Origin of the sequence: uncultured Roseibium sp. (genome assembly GCF_947499295.1) — a bacterium.
Lineage (GTDB): Bacteria > Pseudomonadota > Alphaproteobacteria > Rhizobiales > Stappiaceae > Roseibium.
In genome coordinates, this window is record NZ_CANMNP010000003.1 from 43,485 (window position 1) to 65,573 (window position 22,089).

25 protein-coding genes and 1 tRNA gene are annotated in these 22,089 nt (G+C 54.2%); 18 read left to right on the forward strand and 8 right to left on the reverse strand.

All coding sequences use genetic code 11. From position 1 onward, the window contains the following. Window positions 1-23: 23 nt before the first annotated feature. Window positions 24-1,799: an acetolactate synthase 3 large subunit gene (locus Q0835_RS06700; protein WP_298822267.1), complete on the reverse strand. Its 1,776-nt coding sequence runs from the start codon at window positions 1,797-1,799 to the stop codon at window positions 24-26. Between the two features lie 646 nt (window positions 1,800-2,445). Here Q0835_RS06700 and Q0835_RS06705 point away from each other — a divergent pair. Then, a tRNA-Lys gene (locus Q0835_RS06705) sits at window positions 2,446-2,521 on the forward strand. Between the two features lie 252 nt (window positions 2,522-2,773). Here Q0835_RS06705 and Q0835_RS06710 read toward each other — a convergent pair. After that, window positions 2,774-3,064 carry a hypothetical protein gene (locus Q0835_RS06710; RefSeq protein ID WP_298819168.1) on the reverse strand — a complete coding sequence of 97 codons (291 nt, stop codon included), beginning with the start codon at window positions 3,062-3,064 and terminating at the stop codon, window positions 2,774-2,776. A gap of 330 nt (window positions 3,065-3,394) precedes the next feature. On the opposite strand from Q0835_RS06710, the gene Q0835_RS06715 reads away from it, so the two are divergent. The 3 genes from Q0835_RS06715 (at window position 3,395) to Q0835_RS06725 (ending at window position 5,097) form a co-directional block, all read left to right on the forward strand. After that, on the forward strand, window positions 3,395-3,871 hold the full coding sequence (locus Q0835_RS06715) for a hypothetical protein (RefSeq protein ID WP_298959611.1): 477 nt from the start codon (window positions 3,395-3,397) through the stop codon (window positions 3,869-3,871). A gap of 310 nt (window positions 3,872-4,181) precedes the next feature. After that, window positions 4,182-4,535: an SH3 domain-containing protein gene (locus Q0835_RS06720; RefSeq protein WP_298819174.1), complete on the forward strand. Its 354-nt coding sequence runs from the start codon at window positions 4,182-4,184 to the stop codon at window positions 4,533-4,535. Window positions 4,536-4,773: 238 nt separating this feature from the next. Next, entirely contained in the window at window positions 4,774-5,097 is a 324-nt protein-coding gene (locus Q0835_RS06725) for a hypothetical protein (protein ID WP_298959612.1), read from the forward strand. A gap of 463 nt (window positions 5,098-5,560) precedes the next feature. Here Q0835_RS06725 and Q0835_RS06730 read toward each other — a convergent pair whose 3' ends face one another. Next, on the reverse strand, window positions 5,561-5,794 hold the full coding sequence (locus tag Q0835_RS06730) for a hypothetical protein (RefSeq protein ID WP_298959615.1): 234 nt from the start codon (window positions 5,792-5,794) through the stop codon (window positions 5,561-5,563). Window positions 5,795-5,833: 39 nt separating this feature from the next. Then, window positions 5,834-6,274 (reverse strand): hypothetical protein, encoded by a 441-nt coding sequence (locus tag Q0835_RS06735; protein ID WP_298959618.1) that lies wholly within the window; start codon window positions 6,272-6,274, stop codon window positions 5,834-5,836. Between the two features lie 115 nt (window positions 6,275-6,389). On the opposite strand from Q0835_RS06735, the gene Q0835_RS06740 reads away from it, so the two are divergent. Further along, window positions 6,390-7,115, forward strand: coding sequence for a LuxR C-terminal-related transcriptional regulator (locus tag Q0835_RS06740; protein ID WP_298959623.1), 726 nt, complete (start codon window positions 6,390-6,392; stop codon window positions 7,113-7,115). Window positions 7,116-7,149: 34 nt separating this feature from the next. Here the strand turns inward: Q0835_RS06740 and Q0835_RS06745 are convergent, their stop codons facing one another. The 4 genes from Q0835_RS06745 to Q0835_RS06760 form a co-directional block, all read right to left on the reverse strand. After that, complete coding sequence (locus Q0835_RS06745; RefSeq protein ID WP_298959626.1) at window positions 7,150-8,238, reverse strand: YeeE/YedE family protein; 1,089 nt, start codon at window positions 8,236-8,238, stop codon at window positions 7,150-7,152. A 181-nt stretch (window positions 8,239-8,419) separates the two neighbouring features. Then, window positions 8,420-9,475, reverse strand: a complete 1,056-nt coding sequence (locus Q0835_RS06750; RefSeq protein WP_298959628.1) for a YeeE/YedE family protein — start codon at window positions 9,473-9,475, stop codon at window positions 8,420-8,422. A 41-nt stretch (window positions 9,476-9,516) separates the two neighbouring features. Then, a complete protein-coding gene (locus Q0835_RS06755; protein ID WP_209007003.1) occupies window positions 9,517-9,825 on the reverse strand; it encodes a metalloregulator ArsR/SmtB family transcription factor in 309 nt (102 codons plus the stop codon). 81 nt (window positions 9,826-9,906) lie between these two features. After that, entirely contained in the window at window positions 9,907-10,275 is a 369-nt protein-coding gene (locus Q0835_RS06760) for a hypothetical protein (protein WP_298819190.1), read from the reverse strand. A gap of 81 nt (window positions 10,276-10,356) precedes the next feature. Between Q0835_RS06760 and Q0835_RS06765 the strand changes: the two genes are divergently transcribed. The 13 genes from Q0835_RS06765 (at window position 10,357) to hemA (ending at window position 22,085) form a co-directional block, all read left to right on the forward strand. Continuing rightward, entirely contained in the window at window positions 10,357-11,097 is a 741-nt protein-coding gene (locus Q0835_RS06765; protein ID WP_298819191.1) for a cytochrome c biogenesis CcdA family protein, read from the forward strand. Between the two features lie 16 nt (window positions 11,098-11,113). After that, window positions 11,114-11,674 (forward strand): thioredoxin family protein, encoded by a 561-nt coding sequence (locus Q0835_RS06770; protein ID WP_298959629.1) that lies wholly within the window; start codon window positions 11,114-11,116, stop codon window positions 11,672-11,674. 152 nt (window positions 11,675-11,826) lie between these two features. Continuing rightward, window positions 11,827-12,300 carry a sulfur oxidation c-type cytochrome SoxX gene (soxX, locus tag Q0835_RS06775; protein ID WP_298959631.1) on the forward strand — a complete coding sequence of 158 codons (474 nt, stop codon included), beginning with the start codon at window positions 11,827-11,829 and terminating at the stop codon, window positions 12,298-12,300. Between the two features lie 22 nt (window positions 12,301-12,322). After that, window positions 12,323-12,745, forward strand: coding sequence for a thiosulfate oxidation carrier protein SoxY (gene soxY, locus Q0835_RS06780; RefSeq protein WP_152500867.1), 423 nt, complete (start codon window positions 12,323-12,325; stop codon window positions 12,743-12,745). Between the two features lie 25 nt (window positions 12,746-12,770). Then, window positions 12,771-13,100, forward strand: a complete 330-nt coding sequence (soxZ, locus tag Q0835_RS06785) for a thiosulfate oxidation carrier complex protein SoxZ (RefSeq protein WP_298819203.1) — start codon at window positions 12,771-12,773, stop codon at window positions 13,098-13,100. A 39-nt stretch (window positions 13,101-13,139) separates the two neighbouring features. Then, complete coding sequence (soxA, locus tag Q0835_RS06790) at window positions 13,140-13,991, forward strand: sulfur oxidation c-type cytochrome SoxA (RefSeq protein ID WP_298959633.1); 852 nt, start codon at window positions 13,140-13,142, stop codon at window positions 13,989-13,991. Between the two features lie 91 nt (window positions 13,992-14,082). Next, complete coding sequence (gene soxB / locus Q0835_RS06795) at window positions 14,083-15,780, forward strand: thiosulfohydrolase SoxB (protein WP_298959636.1); 1,698 nt, start codon at window positions 14,083-14,085, stop codon at window positions 15,778-15,780. A gap of 20 nt (window positions 15,781-15,800) precedes the next feature. Continuing rightward, on the forward strand, window positions 15,801-17,072 hold the full coding sequence (gene soxC / locus Q0835_RS06800; RefSeq protein WP_298959639.1) for a sulfite dehydrogenase: 1,272 nt from the start codon (window positions 15,801-15,803) through the stop codon (window positions 17,070-17,072). Further along, complete coding sequence (locus tag Q0835_RS06805; protein WP_298959642.1) at window positions 17,056-18,351, forward strand: c-type cytochrome; 1,296 nt, start codon at window positions 17,056-17,058, stop codon at window positions 18,349-18,351. The genes soxC and Q0835_RS06805 overlap by 17 nt, the downstream gene beginning before the upstream one ends. A 6-nt stretch (window positions 18,352-18,357) precedes the next feature. Then, the gene (locus Q0835_RS06810) at window positions 18,358-19,062 is read left to right on the forward strand and encodes a c-type cytochrome (RefSeq protein ID WP_298959644.1); all 705 of its coding nucleotides are present in this window, start codon (window positions 18,358-18,360) and stop codon (window positions 19,060-19,062) included. Window positions 19,063-19,084: 22 nt separating this feature from the next. Then, the gene (locus Q0835_RS06815) at window positions 19,085-20,344 is read left to right on the forward strand and encodes an NAD(P)/FAD-dependent oxidoreductase (RefSeq protein WP_298959646.1); all 1,260 of its coding nucleotides are present in this window, start codon (window positions 19,085-19,087) and stop codon (window positions 20,342-20,344) included. 92 nt (window positions 20,345-20,436) lie between these two features. Further along, window positions 20,437-20,871, forward strand: a complete 435-nt coding sequence (locus tag Q0835_RS06820; RefSeq protein ID WP_298959648.1) for a DUF302 domain-containing protein — start codon at window positions 20,437-20,439, stop codon at window positions 20,869-20,871. Then, window positions 20,871-22,085: a 5-aminolevulinate synthase gene (hemA, locus tag Q0835_RS06825; RefSeq protein WP_298959650.1), complete on the forward strand. Its 1,215-nt coding sequence runs from the start codon at window positions 20,871-20,873 to the stop codon at window positions 22,083-22,085. The genes Q0835_RS06820 and hemA overlap by 1 nt, the downstream gene beginning before the upstream one ends. Window positions 22,086-22,089: the final 4 nt, after the last annotated feature.

Sequence of the window (22,089 nt, forward strand, 5' to 3'; positions counted from 1 at the left end):
CAAAAATCCTTTGCCTGGCCGCCTTAGACGAGAGACTTGCCTTCAGCACTGATTGCGTTGGCAACTGCTTCGTCGTTGGCTTCGTCCGGCAGCAGCATTTCATTGTGGGCCTTGCCCGAGGGGATCATCGGGAAGCAATTGGCGAGATTGGCGACGCGGCAGTCAAAAAGGACCGGTTTGTCGATGGCGATCATTTCCTCGATGGCACCGTCCAGGTCAGCCGGTTTTTCCACCCGGAAACCAACGCCGCCATAAGCTTCCGCCAGTTTTACGAAGTCGGGCAGGCTGTCGGTGTAGGAATGGGACAAGCGGTTGCCGTGCAGCAGCTGCTGCCACTGCCGCACCATGCCCATATACTGGTTGTTCAGGATGAACACCTTGACCGGAAGGCCGTATTGAACAGCGGTCGACATCTCCTGAATGTTCATCAGGATCGAAGCATCACCGGCAATGTCCACACAAAGCGCATCGCGGTGGGCAACCTGAGCGCCAATGGCGGCAGGCAGGCCGTAGCCCATTGTTCCGAGCCCGCCGGACGTGAGCCAGCGGTTTGGCTCTTCGAAACCGTAAAACTGGGCCGCCCACATCTGATGCTGGCCAACTTCAGTGGAGATGAAGGTCTTGCGGTGCTTGGTCAGTTCATAAAGCCGCTGGATTGCGTGCTGCGGCATGATCACATCTGAATTGGGCTTATAGGCAAGTGAATTGCGGGCCCGCCATGCATCGATCTGCTCCCACCAGGCTTTCATTGCGCTTTCATCCGCCTTCATGGACGAAGAGCGCCAGATGCGTACCATATCTTCAAGCACATGACCGACGTCGCCAATGATCGGCAGATCGACATTGATGGTCTTGTTGATCGAAGACGGGTCGATATCGATATGGATCTTGCGTGAATTCGGCGAGAAGGCATCGGTGCGCCCGGTGATGCGGTCGTCGAAACGTGCGCCGATGCACACCATCAGATCGCAGTCATGCATCGTCATGTTGGCTTCAAACGTACCATGCATGCCCAGCATACCGAGCCAGTTGTCTCCGGAAGCCGGATATGCGCCCAAGCCCATCAGTGTCGATGTGATCGGGAAGCCGGTCAGCGAAACCAGTTCACGCAACAGTTGGCAGGCTTGCGTGCCGGAATTGATCACCCCGCCGCCCGTATAAAGGATCGGTTTCTTCGCAGCAGCCATCAATTCAACTGCATGGCGGATGCTGGCGGCATCGCCCTTGACCTGAGGTCGGTAGCTCTTGTGGGCGGCTGCGGGGTTTGGCGTCGGCCCCTGATACGTTCCGGTCGCGAATTGTACGTCTTTGGGGACATCGACAACAACCGGACCAGGACGGCCGGAAGTCGCGACGTAAAACGCCTCGTGCAGAACGCGGGCCAGATCTTCGACGTCGCGTACGAGCCAATTGTGCTTGGTGCAGGGACGGGTGATGCCGACTGTATCGCACTCCTGAAAGGCATCGTTGCCGATGAGGTGGGTCGGCACCTGCCCGGAAATGCAGACGAGCGGAATGCTGTCGAGCATCGCATCGGTCAGCGCGGTCACCATGTTGGTCGCACCTGGGCCGGACGTGACCAGCGCAACGCCCGGTTTGCCGGTGGAGCGGGCATATCCTTCGGCCGCGTGGCCGGCGCCCTGCTCATGGCGCACAAGAATGTGCTCAAGGCCTTCCTGCTGAACGATCTCGTCATAGATGGGAAGCACTGCACCGCCCGGGTAGCCGAAGATCGTGTCAACTCCCTGGTCTTTCAGCGCCTGTATGACCATTTCGGCGCCGGTCATTTCCCGTGTCATTCGTTCTCGTCCTCAATTCAAGCACCTGAAATAGTCAGGTTTTGGCTCGTCAGTTCTTGTTGTTTCCTCATCCGCATGCGGCGTCAAAGGTCCGGTTGGTGTCTAGGAAGAAGCGCGGTCAGGAGGCGGGTACAAAAAAAGGCCCCTTGGGGAGCCTTGGTCGCGCGCCATACTGTCCGTCCGGGATTATCCCGCCGCGGAGGCGCGCTTTCCTACCACTACTAGAATGAGCGACATCATCATGTCGTCCCGGTCCTTTGATGCTTGCGGGCGTTTGAGGCCCGGTTTTGGACAGTGTGGCACCTTTTCGTACCGCCTTGATCAATCGGCCTCTTTCAGCCTCTGGATCCATGACACAAGCCAGGCTGTCCGCCCGGTCTTGATGCGCTGCACCCTAGTGACGCGGATTTGGCGGGTCAAGCCCCAATTTCGATTATTGCGCCAAAGATCGCAGATGTTTTTGAATGTTACGGGAGGCGTCCGGTCAGATTGCAATCTTTGCTCAAAGTTTCCTGGAGCCTGATCCCGTCGTATCTCTGTCGCCCATTCTTCAAAAAAGTGTCTCAACTTCCATTGCTTTGATGCAGCACGCCCTATATACAGCCCATCTCCTTGCGAGCCGCACTTATGCGGTGAACGCGACGATGGGTGTGTAGCTCAGTTGGTAGAGCAGCTGACTCTTAATCAGCGGGTCTGGGGTTCGAGCCCCCACTCACCCACCAAATCTTTCTTATTGAAAAGAAAAGACCTTTAATAGCAATTCGTGCACCTGAGACTCAGCTGTAGTCCCGTCTAACTTGGTGCCTCGCATCGCGGCCAAAAAATTAGAAAGTAGATTTAGTAGGGGAATGGTTTCGGAGGATTAAATAAACTCAGTTTTGAGCTGGTTCGCACTATCCAATATTGCACTTGAATATCGATTTTGTTCGTTTGCGGAACGTCTCAATACTTAAATCACACCTAACAACGCTCACTTAAACACCGAAAACCACCATGACTGCAAATCCAAAAAGACTTAAGTAACCAATCCAAACATACTTTTTGAATACTCGGTTGCTGAATTCTTTTTCGAATTCTTTCGGTGGATTATTTTCTCTAATTAGCCGAACACCGAAACCTTTGATACCTCGAGTAACCCACTTATTTTCTTTGGCTTTCCATTTCGCTAGCAATTTATCTTGTGAATAAATTAAGATCAAAATAATAATCATTCCTCCTATCCATAGTATAAGCCCAATGCTTGCAATGTATTCGTGAATACCCATCAAAATACTTATTATTATTGAATCGAAAGAAATTTTATACTACAGAAGAGAGATTCTAATGGCAACTAGTCCTATATACATGACTATGAAAAGGATTTTCGCATACTAGACGACAACTGGCAGGTGCTAAATGCGTGATTTCGCGATGGAAAAAACTTGCCGCCGCGTTCGTATTCCCTGTGATGATTGCTTGGGTTTGGATCGAAAATGACGAATTGCCACCTCATAATGATATTGGGCAACCAAGTCTTACTTATAGTTGCGACGAAATACATTGCGTTTACAATTTCAATGCATTTTTATGGAAGTGGACTCTGAAGGAGCTTCTGGATGCTCAAAACACTGATTGCGATAGTGTTTTTGATGACTCTGTCTATCTTCCAGGCACGAGCAACTGTTGTTTCTCGGGTCGAATTAGACATGAGTGCAGATTCAGATCTATCTCAAATACTTGGCAAAAAATTCCTGAATTGTTCTGCTGATGGTGTTGTGAGAGTTGATTTCAAACAAGACCATCGAGTGCTTTACACAAAACATCCGCGTTTCGATTTGGGTATTTTTGTTTTCGAGGGAGACCGCTCGGAGCGGCGAGTAAACGAATGGTTCATAAACGGAAAGCAGATTTGCGAAAAGGAAACTGAACTTCGAAATGAAAATTTACTGCACTGTAAGGCATTTAGCCGAGCGTTTCGGACGGATTACTTTTTTGTTGAGCAATTCGAACGCGGCAAATCAATCAGATTTAGTATGCAAGAATGCTCAAGTCCCAGTTTTGACTGCAACTGCGTGGGCTACAATCAGTTTTAGTACTATTGGGCCGAGAAAACATGTTTTAACTGATGCTTTTGGTGTGGCTCAAAAGGAGCAGTAATCTGAGAGCATGGAATTTATTCTCCCAGCCATTTTCGTCGTTTTGTTTCTCTTGACTGTTTCGGGGTTGACCAAGTTGCTTCGTGTTGGCTCTTTGAAAAGCCCTATGAAGGAACTGGCTTCGTTTACAGCGTTCGTTGCCGCCATATCGGTGTTGGCTGGCTGTATTTTCGCTGTCTATTGGCTTTTTGCAACTTGAACGCCATTGATTTTGGAATTTAGGTAAAATCAAAGGAGTCTTGGATTGATGCCAAGGTTGATTTGTACAATTGCACCAACAATGATCTTATTTGTTTTGGGAACGATTTGGCCAGTCTACGTTCAGGCATGTGCTGACGGCCCGGACTATTATGATGTCACAGATGTTTCGGAAAACGATCATCTGAACGTGCGCTCTGGGCCGGGAACCGGTTTTGGGGTTGTTGGTGTTCTGCCACCGAACGCAACAGCTCTGGAGAATCTTGATCAAGTCCCTATTACGTGTGACGACGCCTCTAATCTCAATCAATTTGAGCGCGGCAATTACTGGACTAAGATCGCCTGGAAGAGCGGCAATGCTCTCATTGTTGGTTGGGTAAAGACCAAATTTTTGACCGAGTGATTTACGCCACTATCGACACCCGCGATGCAGGCGACTGTTTGTGTTTCGAAGGGAGGGGACGACGGTTTCAAAGGCAAATAAAGCAAGTTTACTTGTCCTCTTGTTGCTTCTTCTGTCCTGGGTTTGGATCTCGATAGGTGGCCTGCCTTCTAACAACGATATGGGGCAACCAGGTTTTACCTACGCGTGTGATATGATTTGGATTTATCAGTGTTTCTTTTAAGGAGCGGCTGAGAAAATGTCGAAAAAACTATTGGTCGCAAGCGTCGTCTTTCTTTCTTGCAACTTTGTTGCACACGCTGCCGACGCCGCTTTCAATACGGGGAAAATCTCCGCAATTTTGGAGAACTGCCCGGCTTGGAAATTGACTGAAGACGCTGCTAACGGCCCGTGGCCCTACCTGGTTGACGAATACGGTGAAACCGATGAATTTGCTGCTGGACGAGCAGACACCATGAAATACATCCAGAGCAGAGGCAGCGCAGAGTTAAAGCAAGACTGCGAAGAATGGTTTCAGGCAATGTATGCCAGCGGCATTAGGTACTTCGAAAGAAGACAGTAAAGAAGTCGTCAGTCGGTAGTGATCTGCAAATAAATTGTGACTCATAAGGAGCTGAACCGATGGAGATGTGGCCTGATGAGAACGATGCTTCGAAGGCTTTGCGCATCAAGTTCGTCATGGCAGTTCTTTGCATTGTTGTGATAGGCGGATTTGTCGTCAAGTGTGCAACGTAACCATCCGAGGTTGTGTTTTTTGGCATTTGTGGCGCGGATGCCGTGGGCTTCTGCGAAGATGATCTGCCTCGAATTGCGGATGCGGAAGGAATATTAGAGAGGCTGTCGAGAAGCCAAAATCTCGAAAAGGCATTTCCAAAAAGAGGTGCTGATCATGTCTCGCGCACGGGCGCAAATGGAAACTACTGAGCCTCATAAGGAGCCACCAAACGGCTCAGGGGTGCAGGCGGCCTTGATCGTTTTTTCCACCTTTGCGGTAAGGCAGATACGATTGAACCTTCATGTTATCGTCATTTCTGTTTGGAAAAGAGAGCCAGCATTGCGGCGCAGTCTGCGTCGCTTGGGTTTTCGGACATCACGGCGGCGCGCGCTGCTTCTTTGCTGACGGCCTGACCTGAGCTTTTTCCCAATTCGATATAGAGCGAGACCAGCTTTTCGCAGGTTGGTTTGGTGTCTGTTTCGCTGGCTACTGAAACCGCGGCGGACAGTGAAAGGGTGAGTGCTGCAAGGCACAGCATCTTCATGGTCGTGTTTCCTTGAATGAAATGGAAGCTTAAAAGACGTCAGTTCGATTTCGGGCCACAGGAAAGATCACCTGTCTGATAGATCTGAACTTCACTCACGGTGTCTGCGGGCAGGCGCACAACAAAAGTGCCTCGTTCAGAATCGACCAGCATTTCGCCGGGGCCATCGACCGAACACACTTGCCGCGCGTTGCCGGTGTCTTCTTCGCACCGAATTTTGCCGTCAGTCGCACGCACCACGATGTCTTTGTATTCCATCAGCATGATCGCCTGTTCCAGGCGTTCATAGTAAAGACCGACGTCGGAAATGATTTCACATTCAGCCGCTTCGGCAGCAGATGACACTGGCAGAAGCACAAAGGCAAAAGCCCCGAAAATACCGGATAATATGCCGGGCTTGAGGGCTCTGCGGACTGGGGAAAACACTTTTGTGTTTAAATGAAGCTCGACTTTTGAGCGGTTCTTGACTTGTGTGATCACAGAAAATCCTTCTCTCTGCATCGACACTAACGCGGCGTAAAAAACGCTCAAGCTATGGATTTCATTAGCTGAGCGCCTAAAACATTCTTTTAGTCCGGGAGAAGATCGACACGAAATGAAGAAACTGGAGCAGTTTGCCGACCAAGTCTTGTCGGCCGATAGCCCACAGGCAGCTTGGGAAAAAACGATCGGATTTTTTGAAAGTTTCGGTTTCAAGGGGGCTGTTTACGGCCAGCGCAGACGAGACATCGTGCCGACTGCCGATGATATCTGGTTTTCCGATCAGTTGACCGAATGGAAGGCTGCTTATTTCAAGCAAAAAGACTATGAGCGCGACCCGCTCTTCATTTATGCGCCCAACCTGCCCAGTCAGTTCATGACCGGAATTCAATTTCTGCCGGATCATGCGTATCTGACCCAGGAAGACATTGCCGTCATTCGCCGGGCAGAGGCACATGGCCTGACGTCCGGGATTGCGCTCAGAATGTCGCGAGAGGACGACCCGGTTGTCAAAGGGTGGAACCTTGTCAGCGACTTGTCACGGCCGGACATTGAGGCGGTCAACGAACAGTTTGGCACATTGCTTCACATCTGTGCGGCGATTGCGCACCACAAGATCGGACGCCTGGAGAACCTGTCGCAAGCCAGCCTGAGCAACCGGGAACGTGAATGCCTTCTTTTGCTGGCCAAGGGCTATAGAACTGCGCGGATTGCCGAGCATATGTCGATCCAGGCGGTCACGGTCGATCTGCATTTGCGCAACGCACGGGCAAAGCTCGGAGCGCGTACGCGCGAGCAAGCGCTCGCGACTGCAATCGTCACGGGGCGCATTCACCTTTAAAAACCGCGCTGACTGACTGTGTGTCGTTCGCCAGTCAGTCGAAACTCGCATGCGCCGGTCCTATTCTTGAGAAAACGGACAGCCGAGCGAACACATGGTCGGTGACCACAGCGGACATCCAGATGCCGATCAATGTCAGCCATGCCGTGACTGCGAAGATGGATGCCCCCGTGATGCCGGCGCCAACGGCGCAGCCTCCTGCCAGCATGCCGCCAAATCCCATCAGTGCTGCACCGGTCAGATACCGGGCCATGGAAGGACCGCTTTCAAAACCCTGCAAGAGGAGTTGTCTTGTCAAAAAGGCCGCCAGAAAAGAGCCGAGGAACACGCCGGGCACAAGGCCGGTGTTGAAGTCTATTCCTTCGAAAGGGGAGGACAGGAAACGCATCAGCATATCGGCTGAGGGGCCGGTGAAGGTAACGCCATCAACCGGGACTGGGTCGAAAGCCTGCCGGGTCATGGAGGTGGTGAACCAGAGCGCCAGCGGAACCGTGAGGCCGGCCCCTATGGCCGCTGCCGTTTGCCAAATGGAGCTACGGTTGCGCCAGGCGAATGCGAGCCCGGCCAGGAACCAGAGACCGCCGAAGAGGAATATGGCGCTGTCCGTCATGCCGAGAAAATAGCTCAGATTGTTGCCACCCGTATCCACGGTTGTCCAAAGACCGGAGAGCCAGTCGCGCATTGGTTTGAGGCTGCCGTAAAGACTGGCCTGGGCGACAACGGCAAAAACCAGTCCGGACAGCAGGGCGCGCAGGTTTCCCGTCGCAGAAAGCACCAGAAGACGGCTTGCGCATCCGCGGGCCATGACCATGCCTGCGCCGAACATCATCCCCCCGATCAAAGCACCGGAAAGGCTTTGGGGGGAGGCAAGCTGGCGGGTTTCGCCGGTATCGATTTCACCGAAACGTGCCAGAACCTGTGTGGCAATCAAGGCGCTTGAAAAGGCCAGGAGCCAGATGGGCAGACGGTCTGCGGGCCGGCGCCGTGAAAACTCCAACGCAGCGGCGCGCAGGCAGAAGCGGCTTTGCTGGGCAAGCGCTCCAAACAGCACACCGACCAAAAGCCCGCCAAGCAAAAGCACGTTCGGTTCTGAAAGTCTGTCAAGGATGTGTGTCAGGTCCATGATCAGTCCAATGCTGCGGGATCGGTGCTCTCAGTCGTTGAATGTTCCAACAATTTTCAAGATCGGGATCCGGTGTGCATTGACCGAACTCAAGAAAGTATAGAAAAATTCGAAATTATGAATATGAATACTGCCATGGGCGCGTTAGCAATTGACAGTTCTTCAAACGGGACGGTTTTGTCTATTCAGCCGGGGCAAAGCCGGTGATGAGTTGTTTGAGGCCGATTGCTGCCCCTGCAAATATTGCAAGGAACGTTACCGGAGCACTGAAAGCCAGCACGGAAAATGCGGAAATCCCCTGTCCGACACTGCAGCCGATTGCCAGGATCGCCCCCGGTCCCATGATCGCAGCCCCGGTTATCTGACGGCGCAGTTCGCGCGGGTCCTCGCAGGCCTCCCACCGGAAGTGTCCTTTGGAAAAGGAGCCTAGAAACGCGCCGATAATGACGCCGATAACCGACCCGACGCTGAAGGACAGAGTGTTTCCGGATGCGGTCATACCGTAATAGATAGTGTCGCCAATCGGGGCAGCGAATGTGTGTGTTTCAATAGGTTCCGCCTCAAAGCCGGTCATGGCGATCCAATACGTCCCGACCCATCCGGAGACGATGGCAAGGCCAACTACAGCTCCCCAGAAGATCTGGTGCGGCGAGTTGCGGAATGCGGAGTTGCTGAGCGTGAATGCGATGATCAAACCGCCAACGATGATGCCCGTGACGACAGGTGCAACGCCGAAACTGGCTTCAAAAAACTGGCTGATCCCTTGCGGCGTTTGAGCGCCTGTTTCGACCGGGAAAAGCCAGACACGGAAATGAGCCAACGGGCCGGACATCACGAAGTAGGCGGACAAGCCCATGACAAGCACAATGACAAAAGCTCTCAGATCCCCGCCGCCAAGGCGCGCGAGTGCTCCATACCCACAGTTTCCGCTGAGCGCCATTCCATAGCCGAACAACAAGCCGCCAATAATGGATCCAAGCGGGTTCCACACCCTGTCCAGATAGGCAGTACTGGCACTTTCAAGGTGACCGGAAGACATTGCGACATGCGCTCCGATGATCGCAATTCCAATCGCAAAAGCCCACATGCGCAGGCGGCCGTCATCTGACCCATAGAGAAAATCCTCGATGGCGCCGAGCGTGCAAAACCTTCCTATGCGTGCAGCCAGCCCCAGGGCAATTCCACCCAGGAGACCGATGAGCGCAACAGTGTTGGCTTCTCCGAGAACCTCAAGCAAGTCCGGCTCCTCCCATAACCGGGCGCTGCTAACGCGTACGGTTATTCCTCTCGGCAGAACAGGTCATAAACGACTTCCATGATTTGCTTCGGGCGATTGTCTGTCAAGCTGTAGTAGATGGCCTTGCCTTCGCGCCGGGGCGTAACCAGTCCCTCAAGCCTCAGACGCGTCAGCTGCTGCGAAACAGCGGCCTGTCTTGCAGAAAGCAGATTTTCCAGTTCGGCGACGGATTTTTCTCCCGATGCCAGATGGCACAAGATCATCAGGCGGCCTTCGTGGCTGATGGCCTTCAGGAAGTTTGATGCACGCTGGGCGTTCTTCATCATCCTGTCCATGTCTTCGGCACACATATCGGCGTCGAATACCGGCAAGCGAGAAGCGCTTTTGGTTGAGTTTTCGGGTGTGCCTGGCACGTCAGCAGTCATATTTGCTTAACCTGTCTGTTCCAGTGGAATATTTGCCTTGCTGAACATCATGCTGAGCAGGCTCCAGAAAAAATCCTCACCGGGGTATCCCTCGATTCGACCGACCTCAACGCCATTTTGCACGAGAATGAAGGTTGGTGTGAAGCGGACCTTCTTGTCAAAGGTGACTTCGGGTTTTTCACTATACAAATCATAGCGTTTGAGCGGGGCTGTCTTGCCTTCTGCCGTCTTGGGGTAGATATGTGCGATCTCTTCATCCCATTTGGCGCACCAATAGCAGCCGTCTTCCTCAGCCATGAGCAAGTATGTTTCCGCCGCTGCGGAAGCTGGTGCAAACGCGAGCAGCAGAACGAAGAGCGCCTTTAGAAAAGTCAATATGTGTCCCCAATTGACGAACCCGCACACTTAATCATAATCTAATTTATGAATATATCAAGCTGAGAAGCAGTTCATTCCATGTTCGAAATTACCTTTTTTGGCGCTTTGGCGGCAGGTTTTTTGTCATTCCTGTCGCCATGCATCCTACCGATTGTACCATTCTATCTCAGCTACCTGGCTGGCGTTGGAATGAATCAGGTGGATGGAGGAGAGGCCGTCACCGGCGCGGTGAAACTCCGGGCGTTCCTTGCGGCCTGCTGTTTTGCGCTTGGCGTGATCACTGTTTTCATGGGTCTGGGTGCTACGGCTACGACATTCGGCCAGCTTGTGCGCGACTATTTCGATGTGTTGCGATGGCTGGCGGCTGCGATCATCATCGCGATGGGCCTGCATTTTCTCGGGGTTATTCGGATCGGCATTCTCTATCGGCAGCTGCGGGTGGAGACCGGCAACTCGGCAAATGTCGGTCTGGCCGGCGCTTTTGTCGTTGGTTTGGCCTTTGCGTTTGGCTGGACCCCGTGCGTCGGCCCGGTCCTGGCCGCCATCCTGTTCACAGCAGCCGGTCAAGAGACTGCCGGGCAGGGGGCATCTCTGCTGTTCGTCTATGGCGTCGGCATGACGTTTCCCTTCATTGTTGCTGCGCTCTTCATCGGACCGTTCATGTCTTGGATGGCAAGGTTTCGCAAATATCTGGGCCTCATTGAAAAACTCATGGGCGGGCTCCTGATCCTTTTCGGCGTTTTGATCGCCACAAACTCCATCAACGTTATCGCTCAATGGATGCTGGAATACGTTCCCTGGTTCAGTGCCATTGGCTAATCGAGGAGAAGTCACGATGACACGTTTGTTTGCTGCAATAGTCGCAATCCTCCTGTCCTGTCAGGTGTTTGCTGCCGAAATTGGAGATGACGGCCTGCACAAGGTAGACTGGATGCGCGATACATTCAAAGACCTCTCTGAAGACCTTGAAGAAGCCAATGCCGAGGGCAAGCGGCTTATGGTCATCGTGGAGCAGCGCGGCTGTATCTATTGCAAAAAAATGCATGAGGAAGTCTTCGTGGTACCGGAGATCGAGCAATATATCGAAGACAACTTTTTCGTTGTGCAGATCAATATGTTCGGAGACGTGGAAGTCACCGATTTCGATGGAACAACACTGCCGGAAAAAGACATGGTCAAGCGTTGGGGTGCTCTGTTTACCCCGAATATCTATTTCTTCCCCAAAGAGGTGCCCGATGGGGCTACAGCAACACAGGCGGCGGTCGCAAACATGCCGGGTGCATTCGGGCGTTGGACGACGCTGAACATGCTGAGTTGGGTGATCGAGGAAGGCTACAATAGTGATGAGCCTTTCCAGAAATACCATGCTCGAAAGTTTGAAAATCAAGGTAAATAGCGATCAATTGCCGGGCGACATTTTGTTCTGCAAATTGCTGCACTTGCGAACAGATAGATAAATTCATTTAATTGAATTTGTTATTGCGTAAAAAGGAATATGTGATGTAGTGTCGCACAAACGGTCGATGAGAATCGTCTGAGGGAGGGCGCATGAAACACGCAACTATCGGCTTCACAGCTATGCTTACCGCATCCTCGGCATTTGCCGAGGCGGTTAAACCAACTGACGTTGTCTTCGTAGACGGAGCCGTTGAAACCTCGCTTTCCGGAGTGGCTGGAGATCCTGCCTCCGGAGCGGAAATCATGAACAAGGGCGCAGGAAACTGTATCGCCTGCCATCAGGTTTCGGCGCTTAGCCATCTTGCATTTCACGGTGAAATTGGACCTCCGCTCGACGGGGTCGCGGATCGATGGACCGTCCCTGAACTGCGGGGCATCGTTGCGAATGCCAAGGTGATGTTCGACGGCAGCCTGATGCCCTCATTTTACAGAACCGAAGGGTTTATTCGCCTGGGAGACGCTTACACAGGCGAAGCCCATGGAGACGGCGAAGTGCAGCCATTGCTGACGGCACAACAAGTCGAAGATGTCGTCGCCTTTCTTGTAACGCTCAAGGAACAATGACTTTCCTGAAATGGAGACCAACATGGAACTGACACGGCGAAAAATTCTGGCGCTCGGCTCCAGCACTTTCGCGCTGGCGAGTTTGACGAGCCTGCCCGTATTTGCCAGCACGACCGATGACGAGATCGCGGCGCTGACCGGCGGTGCAGAGCTTGGGGAAGGGGCGATCACGCTGACGGCCCCGGAAATCGCTGAAAACGGAAATACGGTGCCGATTGCATTTGATGCGCCGGGCGCTGTGGAGGTCACGCTATTTGCCGATGGCAACCCGGTACCAAACGTTGCAACATTCAAATTCGGTCCCTTGAGTGCCTCGCGAAGCGCTTCAACCCGTATCCGCCTTGCAACGACGCAGGACGTCGTCGCTATCGCGAAGATGGAAGATGGATCCTTCCAGACGGCAAAAGCGAACGTGAAAGTGACCATCGGCGGCTGCGGCGGCTGATCCTCAGGGTATTAGGAGAATTATCATGGCATCTGGTGTGAAACCCCGGGTAAAAGTCCCGAAAAAGGCTGCCGCCGGCGAGACGATCACGATCAAAACGCTGATCAGTCACAAGATGGAAAGCGGCCAGCGCAAAGACGATGACGGCAACATCATTCCGCGCTCGATCATCAACCGCTTCACGGCCGATTTCAACGGTCAGAACGTGATCGATGTGACGCTTGAACCGGCCATTTCCACGAACCCGTATTTCCAGTTCGAGGCGGTGGTGCCGGAAACCGGTGAATTCAAGTTCACCTGGTATGACGACGATGGATCTGTCTACGACACGTCAAAGAAGATCACTGTCAACTGATCTTCCGATCCACCATACGTCTTGGAGAGGGAGGAAGGCGTGCATAAAAAGACAATAGCAATTTGCTCGGTGGCCGCATTGGTCATGATGCCGGGGGCGGCGGTATCGGGCCCTGATGACGACAGCCTGACAATCAATGACGAGATTTCCATTGTTACGGAGGTTGAAGCACCAGCTCACGCCGAAAATCTTTCAACGATCTATTCCGGCTGGCGCTTTCGTTCGGACGAGACCCAGGCTTTTCAGATGGACGATTTCGACAATCCCGGCATGATCGGTGTCGAAAACGCAATGGTCGATTGGGAAACCGTTGACGGAACTGAAGGCAAGTCCTGCGAGAGCTGTCACGGTGCTCCGGAGGATATGGCGGGTGTGCGTGCCGTTTATCCGAAGTGGAATGAAGAAAAGGGCAAAGTGACCACTCTTGAGATGGAGGTCAACAATTGCCGTGAAACGCGCATGGGCGCTGAGAAATGGAAATATACCGGTGGCGACATGACCGATATGGTCGCACTGATTTCTTCCGTCTCGCGCGGGATGCCGGTCAATGTTGCTGTCGACGGACCTGCCAAGTCCACGTGGGAACAGGGCAAGGAACTTTACTATACGCGTACCGGCCAGTTGGAACTGTCCTGCGCCAACTGTCATGAGGACAGTTATGGGATGATGATCAGGGCAGATCACCTGAGCCAGGGACAGATCAACGGGTTCCCGACCTATCGGCTGAAGAACACAAAGCTCAATTCCGTGCACGCACGGTTCAAGGGTTGCGTGCGCGATACGCGTGCGGAGACCTACAAACCCGGTTCGCCCGAGTTCGTGGCTCTTGAGCTCTATGTTGCCACGCGCGGAAACGGACTGAGTGTCGAAGGACCGTCCGTCCGCAACTAAAGCCTGTTCAGGGCCCCAACCAACAGGCGGGGCCCTTTTCGTAATATAAATATTCACTTATGCGCATATGTTTAATGGAGCCAACGAAAACATGATTTCGCGTCGCGATTTTCTTCAAGTCGGAATGGCGGCTTCGGCAATTGTCGGAGCGTCCGGTTTCGGCAATTGGGCTCGATTGGCGGCGCAACAATCGTTGACGCAAGACCAGCTTCTTGAATTCGAGACTTTCGGAAACGTTTCGCTCATTCACGTCACGGACATCCATGCCCAACTCAAGCCGATCTATTTTCGGGAGCCGTCGGAAAACATCGGTGTGGGCAGCAACAAGGGTGCGGTGCCGCATGTAACGGGTGAGCAGTTTCGCAATCTTTATGGGATCCAGGATGGCAGCCCAAGCCACTACGCCTTGAGTTCCGGAGATTTTTCATCGCTTGCAAAAACCTATGGCCGGGTCGGAGGGCTTGACCGTGTTGCCACCGTCATCAAGGCCATTCGGGCCGAGCGCCCGGACGCCATTCTTCTTGATGGCGGGGACACATGGCACGGCTCGTATACATGTTTCAAAACAGCGGGTCAGGACATGGTCAATGTCATGAACGCGCTGAACCCGGACGCGATGACATTCCATTGGGAGTTCACGCTCGGCAGTGAACGTGTCAACGAAATCGTGGAAAGCCTGCCGTTTGCAGCGCTGGGCCAGAACATCTTCGATGTCGAATGGGACGAACCGACGGAATTGTTCCCTCCTTACAAGATGTTCGAACGCGGCGGCACCAAGGTTGCTGTTATTGGCCAGGCCTTTCCTTATATGCCAATCGCAAATCCGGGATGGATGTTCCCCGAATACGCATTCGGCATCCGGGACGAGAACATGCAGGCCATGGTCGACGAGGTCCGCGCAGAAGGTGCGGAATGTGTCGTTGTCCTCAGCCACAATGGCTTTGATGTCGACAAGAAGATGGCGACGGTCGTTGATGGCATCGACGTCATTTTGTCCGGGCACACGCATGACGCATTGCCGGAACCTGTTCTGTCGGGAAAGACCATCATCGTGCCCTCAGGGTCCAACGGCAAATTTGTGAGCCGGGTCGACCTCGATATCCGCAACGGACAGATGCTTGGCTATCGCCACAAGCTCATTCCTATCTTCTCCGATGTGATCGAACCCGATGCTGAAGTCTCGGCATTGATTGACGAGCAAAGGGCTCCCTATCTGGCTGAAATGTCTGAGGTTGTCGGGAAGACCGACAGTCTTCTCTATCGGCGTGGCAACTTCAATGGCACCTGGGACGATCTCATCTGCGACGCGTTGCTTTCCGAACGCGATGCAGAAATCGCTCTCAGTCCTGGTGTGCGCTGGGGCCCGTCGCTGATCCCGGGTCAGGACATCACCCGTGAGGACATCTTCAATGTGACTTCCATGTCCTACGGACAGGCCTATCGCACCGAAATGACCGGAGAGTTTCTGAAGGCCGTTCTGGAAGACGTGGCCGACAACATTTTCAATCCGGACCCCTACTACCAGCAAGGCGGTGACATGGTGCGCACCGGCGGGCTTGGCTACCGGATCGATATCGGTCAACCGCAGGGCAGCCGCATTTCGAACCTGACCCTGTTGAATTCAGGGGAAGCGGTCGACCCCACGCGGTCCTATGTGGTCGCCGGTTGGGCAAGTGTGAACGAAGACACCGAAGGACCGCAGATCTGGGACGTGGTCGAAAACCACATTCGCAAACTCGGTACAGTCACCGCGAAACCGAACAACAGTGTGGAAGTCATTGGCGCATAGTTGAGGCAGGGAGGCCTTTTATGGGCAGCAAAAAAGTAACATCCCGCAGAAATTTCCTGAAAGGAAGTGTTGCGATTGCGGGAGCGTCAGTAGCGGGCGCTGCAAGTGCTAATAGTGCAGACCCGTTGATTGCCGATGTTCAGGACTGGGCATCGATCACTGGGGTAGGCGTCGACGAAACGCCTTATGGTCTTCCAATCAGCTTTGAAAAAGATGTCGTTCGCAGGAATGTCGAATGGCTGACGGCCTCGCCGATTTCGTCGATCAATTTCACGCCGATCCACGCACTCGATGGCACCATAACTCCGCAAGGCTGCGCCTTTGAACGGCATCATTCCGGGGCCATTGAACTGCGAAAGGAAGACTACAGGTTGATGATCAACGGCCTGGTCGACACGCCGCTGGTCTTCACCTATTCGGACCTGGAACGGTTTCCCAGGGAGAACCACGTCTATTTTTGTGAATGCGCCGCCAACACCGGTATGGAGTGGGCAGGTGCCCAGCTTAACGGCGCACAGTTCACCCACGGCATGATCCACAATATGGAGTATACCGGTGTTCCTTTGCGTACGCTTCTGAACGAAGCCGGTCTGGGTGCAGCCGGAGACCTGAAAGACAAGTGGGTCTATGTGGAAGGTGCCGACGCTTCGTCCAACGGCCGTTCGATCCCGATGGAGAAGGCGCTCGACGATGTCCTTGTTGCCTTCAAGGCCAACGGCGAAGCACTGCGTATGGAGCACGGATATCCGGTGCGCCTCGTTGTTCCCGGATGGGAAGGCAACATGTGGGTAAAGTGGTTGCGTCGGATCGAAGTCTCCGATGCCGCGGTGGAAAGCCGAGAGGAAACCTCGAAATACACCGACGTTTACGAAGACGGGACCGCGCGCAAATGGACCTGGGTCATGGATGCGAAATCGGTGATCACGTCCCCCAGTCCGCAAATGCCGATCGACCACTCGACTGGGCCAATGGTCATTTCCGGCCTGGCGTGGTCAGGCCACGGAAAGATTACCCGCGTTGACGTTTCGAGGGACGGCGGCATCACCTGGGAAGCCGCACGGCTCGGAAAACAGGGCGATACAAAGGCTTTGACGCGCTTTTATCTGGATACCGAATGGGACGGCAAAGCAATGCTGCTGCAGTCGCGCGCGATGGACGAGACTGGGTACGTCCAGCCGACCAAACAGCAGCTCCGGGAAATGCGCGGCGAAAACTCCGTCTATCACAACAACTGTATCCAAACCTGGTTCGTGGATGAAAATGGGGTCGTCGAGAATGTCGAAGTCTCTTAATCAGCTTGTTCTTCCGATTGCCGGCGGCACGGCGCTTGCCATATCAGCCGCGCTTTTGGTTGCGAACCTGGATTACGGACAAAACCAGATTGAATCGCTCGAACGGCGTGTCGAGCAGGTGTCCTTGCAGGCCGAGGACGCAAGCAAACGCGCCTCGGAAGAGGCACAAGTCGTTACCGAGCTCAGAGCAAAGATTGAAGAAATCCAGACCTCTGCAAAGGAGCAGATGGCGAGCGGCGAAAATCTGAGGGAATATGCCCCGCGCAACGATGGCAAATTCGGTCTTGGACGCGAGGCCGTTTCAGAAGAAATCGCTGCATGGGATGTTGATGTTCTGCCGGACGGGCGCGGTCTGCCGGAAGGGCGCGGCGATGCCTATACCGGAGAAGAAGTTTTCGCGGACAAATGCGCATCATGTCATGGCGATTTCGCAGAAGGGGTCGACAACTGGCCCGTTCTGGCAGGTGGTTTCGACACCCTGGCAGATAAGGATCCAGTGAAGACAGTCGGGTCCTACTGGCCGTATCTGTCGACGGTTTGGGACTATGTTCACCGGTCCATGCCATTTGGCGAAGCGCAGACCCTGACCGCAGACGAGACCTACGCGATTGTCGCCTACATCCTCTATTCCAATGACCTTGTGGACGACGATTTCGAACTCAGTCACGAAAACTTTGCAGACTTCGAGATGCATAACAGGGATGGCTTTGTGGTTGATGACAGGCCAGAGCTTGAATACGCAAAGTGGCGCACCGAGCCTTGCATGGAAAACTGCAAGCCAAGCGTTGAAATAACCATGCGGGCGACGTTCCTGGACGTGACACCGGAAGATGGTGGCGAGTCGGTCATGAACCATGCCACTGCCCAGGATACACCGACCTTTGTTGCCACTGCGGCTGCGCCCGAAGCAGTGGAAGGGGACGCCGATGGGGGCCCCGCCTCATCGCCGGCCATAGATCCGGCCCTTCTTACTTCGGGCGAGAAGGTCTTCAAAAAATGTAAGGCCTGTCATGCTGTCGGTGAAGGGGCGAAAAACAAGTCGGGCCCTCAGCTGAACGGTCTGATCGGCCGTCAGATGGGTTCCGTGGCGGGTTTCAAGTATTCCAAAGTTTTTGTGGCCGCGCATGGTGAAGGCCGGGTCTGGGACGAAGCCGCATTGGTAGAATTTCTGGCAAAGCCGAAGTCCTACATGAAAGGCACGAAAATGGCCTTCTCGGGATTGAAGAAGGAAGACGATCTGGCTGCCATCACCGCTTATCTGAAGTCATTCGGAGAATAGTGCGCGATGCATCTCGTTCAGCTCCTTTCAGCTATTGCACTTGCCGCCTTCTGCACAACGGCGGTTGCCGATGAATTCGGTGATCCAGTCGCAGGCGAAGAGGTGTTCAGAAAATGCAAGAGCTGTCATCAGCTGGGCGAGGGCGCAAAACACCGTATTGGTCCGCATCTGAACGGTCTCTTCGGACGCAGGGCCGCCAGTCATGAGGACTTTCGATATTCCAAGGCCCTGGTGCGTGCCGGAACTGGCGGGCTGGAATGGCATGCCGATACCCTGGATGCGTTCCTGGAAAGCCCGCGCAGGCTTGCAAGCGGCACACGTATGAGCTTCGCGGGTCTCAAGAAGGCAGAGGACCGGCTGAATCTGATTGCCTATCTGCGGTCGTTTTCAGACAGCCCGGCCAACATACCGGAGGCGGACCCGACGGCGAGCCCGACGGATCATGACCTTGATCCGGCCATTCTCGCGCTCAAGGGCGATCCGGAATATGGCGAATATCTCAGCAGCGAATGTACGACCTGCCACCAGGCCGATGGCAGAAATGACGGCATTCCATCCATTGTCCTGTGGCCGAAAGAAGATTTTGTGCTTGCGATGCATGCCTACAAGAACAAGACGCGGGCACATCCGGTGATGCAGATGATGGCGGGACGGCTGAACGCGGAGGAGATAGCGGCGCTGGCGGCCTATTTTTCAGCGCTCGAGCAATGACAGTGCATTTAGGGAGGATAAAATGACACTGAACAGACGGCAATTCATAGGCACAACGGCGGCAGTGGCTGCGACGCTTTCCGCGCCCATAGTCAAGGCACAGGGCAAACCGCGCGTGGTGGTCGTTGGCGGAGGCGCTGGTGGTGCGACTGCGGCGCGCTACCTTGCAAAGGACAGCAAGGGCGCAATCGATGTCACCTTGATCGAACCGACTCGGAAATACTATACGTGTTTCTTTTCAAACCTCTATCTGGGTGGCTTCAAGGAAATTGAAGACATCGGGCACACCTATGGCGGGCTCGCCGCAGGCGGCGTGAACGTTGTGCATGACTGGGCAGTCGGCGTGGACCGGGATGCAAAAACCGTGAGCCTGGCGGGCGGCGGAACTGTGCCCTATGACAAGCTTATTCTCAGCCCGGGGATCGACTTCGTGGAAGGCGCCGTTGAAGGTTGGGGCCTCAGTGCGCAAAACGCGATGCCGCATGCTTACAAGGCTGGCTCGCAGTCTGAGCTTTTGAAAGCGCAACTGATGGCGATGCCGGCAGGCGGCACGTTTGCAATGGTCGCACCCCCCAATCCATTTCGCTGTCCGCCAGGACCTTATGAGCGTGTCTCGATGGTGGCCCACTTCCTGAAACAGAACAATCCGACCGCAAAAATCATCGTTGCTGATCCGAAGCCGAAGTTTTCCAAGATGGCGCTTTTCCAGGAAGGCTGGGCCAACCACTATGAAGGAATGGTCGACTGGATCGGTGAGGAATTTGGTGGCGGAAACGTTTCGGTTGATCCTGACGCGATGACGGTCACGATCGATGGTGAGGAAACGAAGGTTGATGTTTGTAATGTGATCCCGGCCATGAAGGCTGGCCGCATTGCGGAACTGGCGGGCGTAACGGATGGTAACTGGGCTCCGGTAAACGCTGCGGACATGTCGACAAAAGCGGATGCCGACATTTACGTACTCGGAGATGCCTCAAGTCAGGGTGACATGCCAAAATCCGGCTTTTCGGCAAACTCGCAGGCCAAGGTTTGCGCGAACGCCGTGCGCGGGGCACTGACCGGTTCCAAAGTCTTCCCGGCGAAGTTCTCCAACACCTGCTGGTCTCTCATTGCTCCGAACGATGGGGTTAAGGTCGGTGCCACTTACGAGGCGACACCGGAGAAAATTGCCAAGGTCGACGGGTTTATCTCTCAAACCGGTGAAAGCGCGGATCTGCGCAAGGCGACCTACGAGGAGTCTGAGGGCTGGTACACGGGTATCACCACAGACATGCTCGGGTAGGCTGATAGCTCAGCGTCCCGGACCCAAGTCGAAACGGCTATCCGGGACGCTGCTCCGGGCAAAGTTTGCCCAATCCGAAAGAGGATCAAGTAATGAAAACTGTCGTTCTTGCTGCAACGCTCGGCCTTGCGCTCAGCAGCGCTGCCGTGGCCGAAAAGCCTTTCACCTATCCATTCGACGGTTCTTTTGAGGATGCCACCTTCGCGGTCGAAAGCGCGATCGTGGGACAGGGGCTGGTCATCGACTATGTCAGCCATGTCGGGGCAATGCTCAATCGGACCGGATCCGATGTCGGCAGCGATGCAACGATCTTCAAGAATGCGGACATCTTCCTGTTCTGCTCCGCTGTGATTTCACGGCAGGTCATGGAAAAGGATCCAATGAACATCACGCATTGTCCATATGGGATCTTCGTCATGGAGACCGATGAGGGTGTGATGATCGGGCACAAGGATTATCCGGAAGGGTCCATGCAGGCCGTGGAGAACCTGATGCAGCAGATCGTTGCAGAGGCTGTTGGCAACTGATGGACTACGGCGCTTTCTTCCGATCCGAGTTGAATTCGCTCCGAGAGGCCGGCAACTATCGTGCCTTTGCCGAGCTGGAACGCCACTGTGGCAGTTTCCCAAGTGCGACCTGCCACAATGGCCCTGGTGAGGTCACCATCTGGTGCTCGAATGACTATCTGGGCATGGGCCAGCATCCGGCAGTGCTGAGTGCGATGCATGATGCGCTTGACAGATGCGGTGCAGGTGCCGGCGGAACCAGAAACATATCCGGCAATTCGCATGATCATACGTTGCTGGAAGCCGAAATTGCTGATCTTCATGGCAAAGAAGCAGCATTGCTGTTCACGTCCGGTTATGTGGCGAACTGGTCGGCGCTTGGAACGCTCGCGTCTCGTATTCCGGGTTGCGTGGTTTTGTCCGACGCTTTGAACCACGCTTCCATGATTGAAGGTATCCGTCACAGCCGCGCCCGGAAGGTTATCTGGAAACACAACGATCTGGAAGATCTGGAAGCCAGGCTCGCGGAGCTTCCCGTTGAACAGCCGAAGCTCATCGCGTTCGAAAGCGTCTATTCCATGGATGGCGATATTGCGCCGATTGCCGCCATTTGCGATCTGGCGGACCGATATGGCGCCATGACCTATCTCGATGAAGTGCACGCTGTCGGCCTCTACGGTCCACGCGGCGGAGGGATTGCGGAGCGGGAAGGGCTCATGAACCGCTTGACGGTGATCGAAGGAACGCTTGGCAAGGCTTTTGGCGTTGTCGGCGGCTACATTTCGGCTTCAGCGGAACTCTGTGATTTTGTGCGCTCATTCTCCAGCGGTTTCATTTTTACCACCGCTTTACCGCCTGCCGTCGCGGCCGGTGCCGCGGCATCGATAAGGCATCTGAAGAAGAGCAATGTCGAGCGCCAACAACAGCAAACCAACGTGGCTCAGGTGAGACGACGTTTCGATGCCATTGGACTGCCTCATCTCGACAATCCGAGCCACATCATTCCGGTGATGGTCGGTGATCCGGTCAAGTGCAAGCTGATTTCCGACGTGTTGATGAAAGATCACAGGATCTACATTCAGCCGATCAACTATCCGACCGTGCCCAAGGGCACCGAACGACTGCGCATCACGCCGTCGCCCGTACACACTGCTTCGGATATTGTTCACCTCGTCGCGGCGCTTGAAGCGTTGTGGACGCGATGCGAGCTCGCTCGTCGTCCGGTCGCCGCTTAAGCCG

What these genes read in the sequence shown, in the direction of transcription:
- Q0835_RS06745 (WP_298959626.1), bottom strand. Translation starts at nt 8,238, where the DNA reads ATGGACCTGACACACATCCTTGACAGACTTTCAGAACCGAACGTGCTT.
- Q0835_RS06710 (WP_298819168.1), bottom strand. Translation starts at nt 3,064, where the DNA reads ATGGGTATTCACGAATACATTGCAAGCATTGGGCTTATACTATGGATA.
- Q0835_RS06805 (WP_298959642.1), top strand. Translation starts at nt 17,056, where the DNA reads ATGTCGAAGTCTCTTAATCAGCTTGTTCTTCCGATTGCCGGCGGCACG.
- Q0835_RS06755 (WP_209007003.1), bottom strand. Translation starts at nt 9,825, where the DNA reads ATGTGTGCCGAAGACATGGACAGGATGATGAAGAACGCCCAGCGTGCA.
- Q0835_RS06810 (WP_298959644.1), top strand. Translation starts at nt 18,358, where the DNA reads ATGCATCTCGTTCAGCTCCTTTCAGCTATTGCACTTGCCGCCTTCTGC.
- Q0835_RS06815 (WP_298959646.1), top strand. Translation starts at nt 19,085, where the DNA reads ATGACACTGAACAGACGGCAATTCATAGGCACAACGGCGGCAGTGGCT.
- Q0835_RS06715 (WP_298959611.1), top strand. Translation starts at nt 3,395, where the DNA reads ATGCTCAAAACACTGATTGCGATAGTGTTTTTGATGACTCTGTCTATC.
- soxX (WP_298959631.1), top strand. Translation starts at nt 11,827, where the DNA reads ATGAAACACGCAACTATCGGCTTCACAGCTATGCTTACCGCATCCTCG.
- Q0835_RS06700 (WP_298822267.1), bottom strand. Translation starts at nt 1,799, where the DNA reads ATGACACGGGAAATGACCGGCGCCGAAATGGTCATACAGGCGCTGAAA.
- soxZ (WP_298819203.1), top strand. Translation starts at nt 12,771, where the DNA reads ATGGCATCTGGTGTGAAACCCCGGGTAAAAGTCCCGAAAAAGGCTGCC.
- soxB (WP_298959636.1), top strand. Translation starts at nt 14,083, where the DNA reads ATGATTTCGCGTCGCGATTTTCTTCAAGTCGGAATGGCGGCTTCGGCA.
- Q0835_RS06770 (WP_298959629.1), top strand. Translation starts at nt 11,114, where the DNA reads ATGACACGTTTGTTTGCTGCAATAGTCGCAATCCTCCTGTCCTGTCAG.
- soxY (WP_152500867.1), top strand. Translation starts at nt 12,323, where the DNA reads ATGGAACTGACACGGCGAAAAATTCTGGCGCTCGGCTCCAGCACTTTC.
- Q0835_RS06740 (WP_298959623.1), top strand. Translation starts at nt 6,390, where the DNA reads ATGAAGAAACTGGAGCAGTTTGCCGACCAAGTCTTGTCGGCCGATAGC.
- Q0835_RS06725 (WP_298959612.1), top strand. Translation starts at nt 4,774, where the DNA reads ATGTCGAAAAAACTATTGGTCGCAAGCGTCGTCTTTCTTTCTTGCAAC.
- Q0835_RS06765 (WP_298819191.1), top strand. Translation starts at nt 10,357, where the DNA reads ATGTTCGAAATTACCTTTTTTGGCGCTTTGGCGGCAGGTTTTTTGTCA.
- soxC (WP_298959639.1), top strand. Translation starts at nt 15,801, where the DNA reads ATGGGCAGCAAAAAAGTAACATCCCGCAGAAATTTCCTGAAAGGAAGT.
- hemA (WP_298959650.1), top strand. Translation starts at nt 20,871, where the DNA reads ATGGACTACGGCGCTTTCTTCCGATCCGAGTTGAATTCGCTCCGAGAG.
- Q0835_RS06730 (WP_298959615.1), bottom strand. Translation starts at nt 5,794, where the DNA reads ATGAAGATGCTGTGCCTTGCAGCACTCACCCTTTCACTGTCCGCCGCG.
- Q0835_RS06820 (WP_298959648.1), top strand. Translation starts at nt 20,437, where the DNA reads ATGAAAACTGTCGTTCTTGCTGCAACGCTCGGCCTTGCGCTCAGCAGC.
- Q0835_RS06720 (WP_298819174.1), top strand. Translation starts at nt 4,182, where the DNA reads ATGCCAAGGTTGATTTGTACAATTGCACCAACAATGATCTTATTTGTT.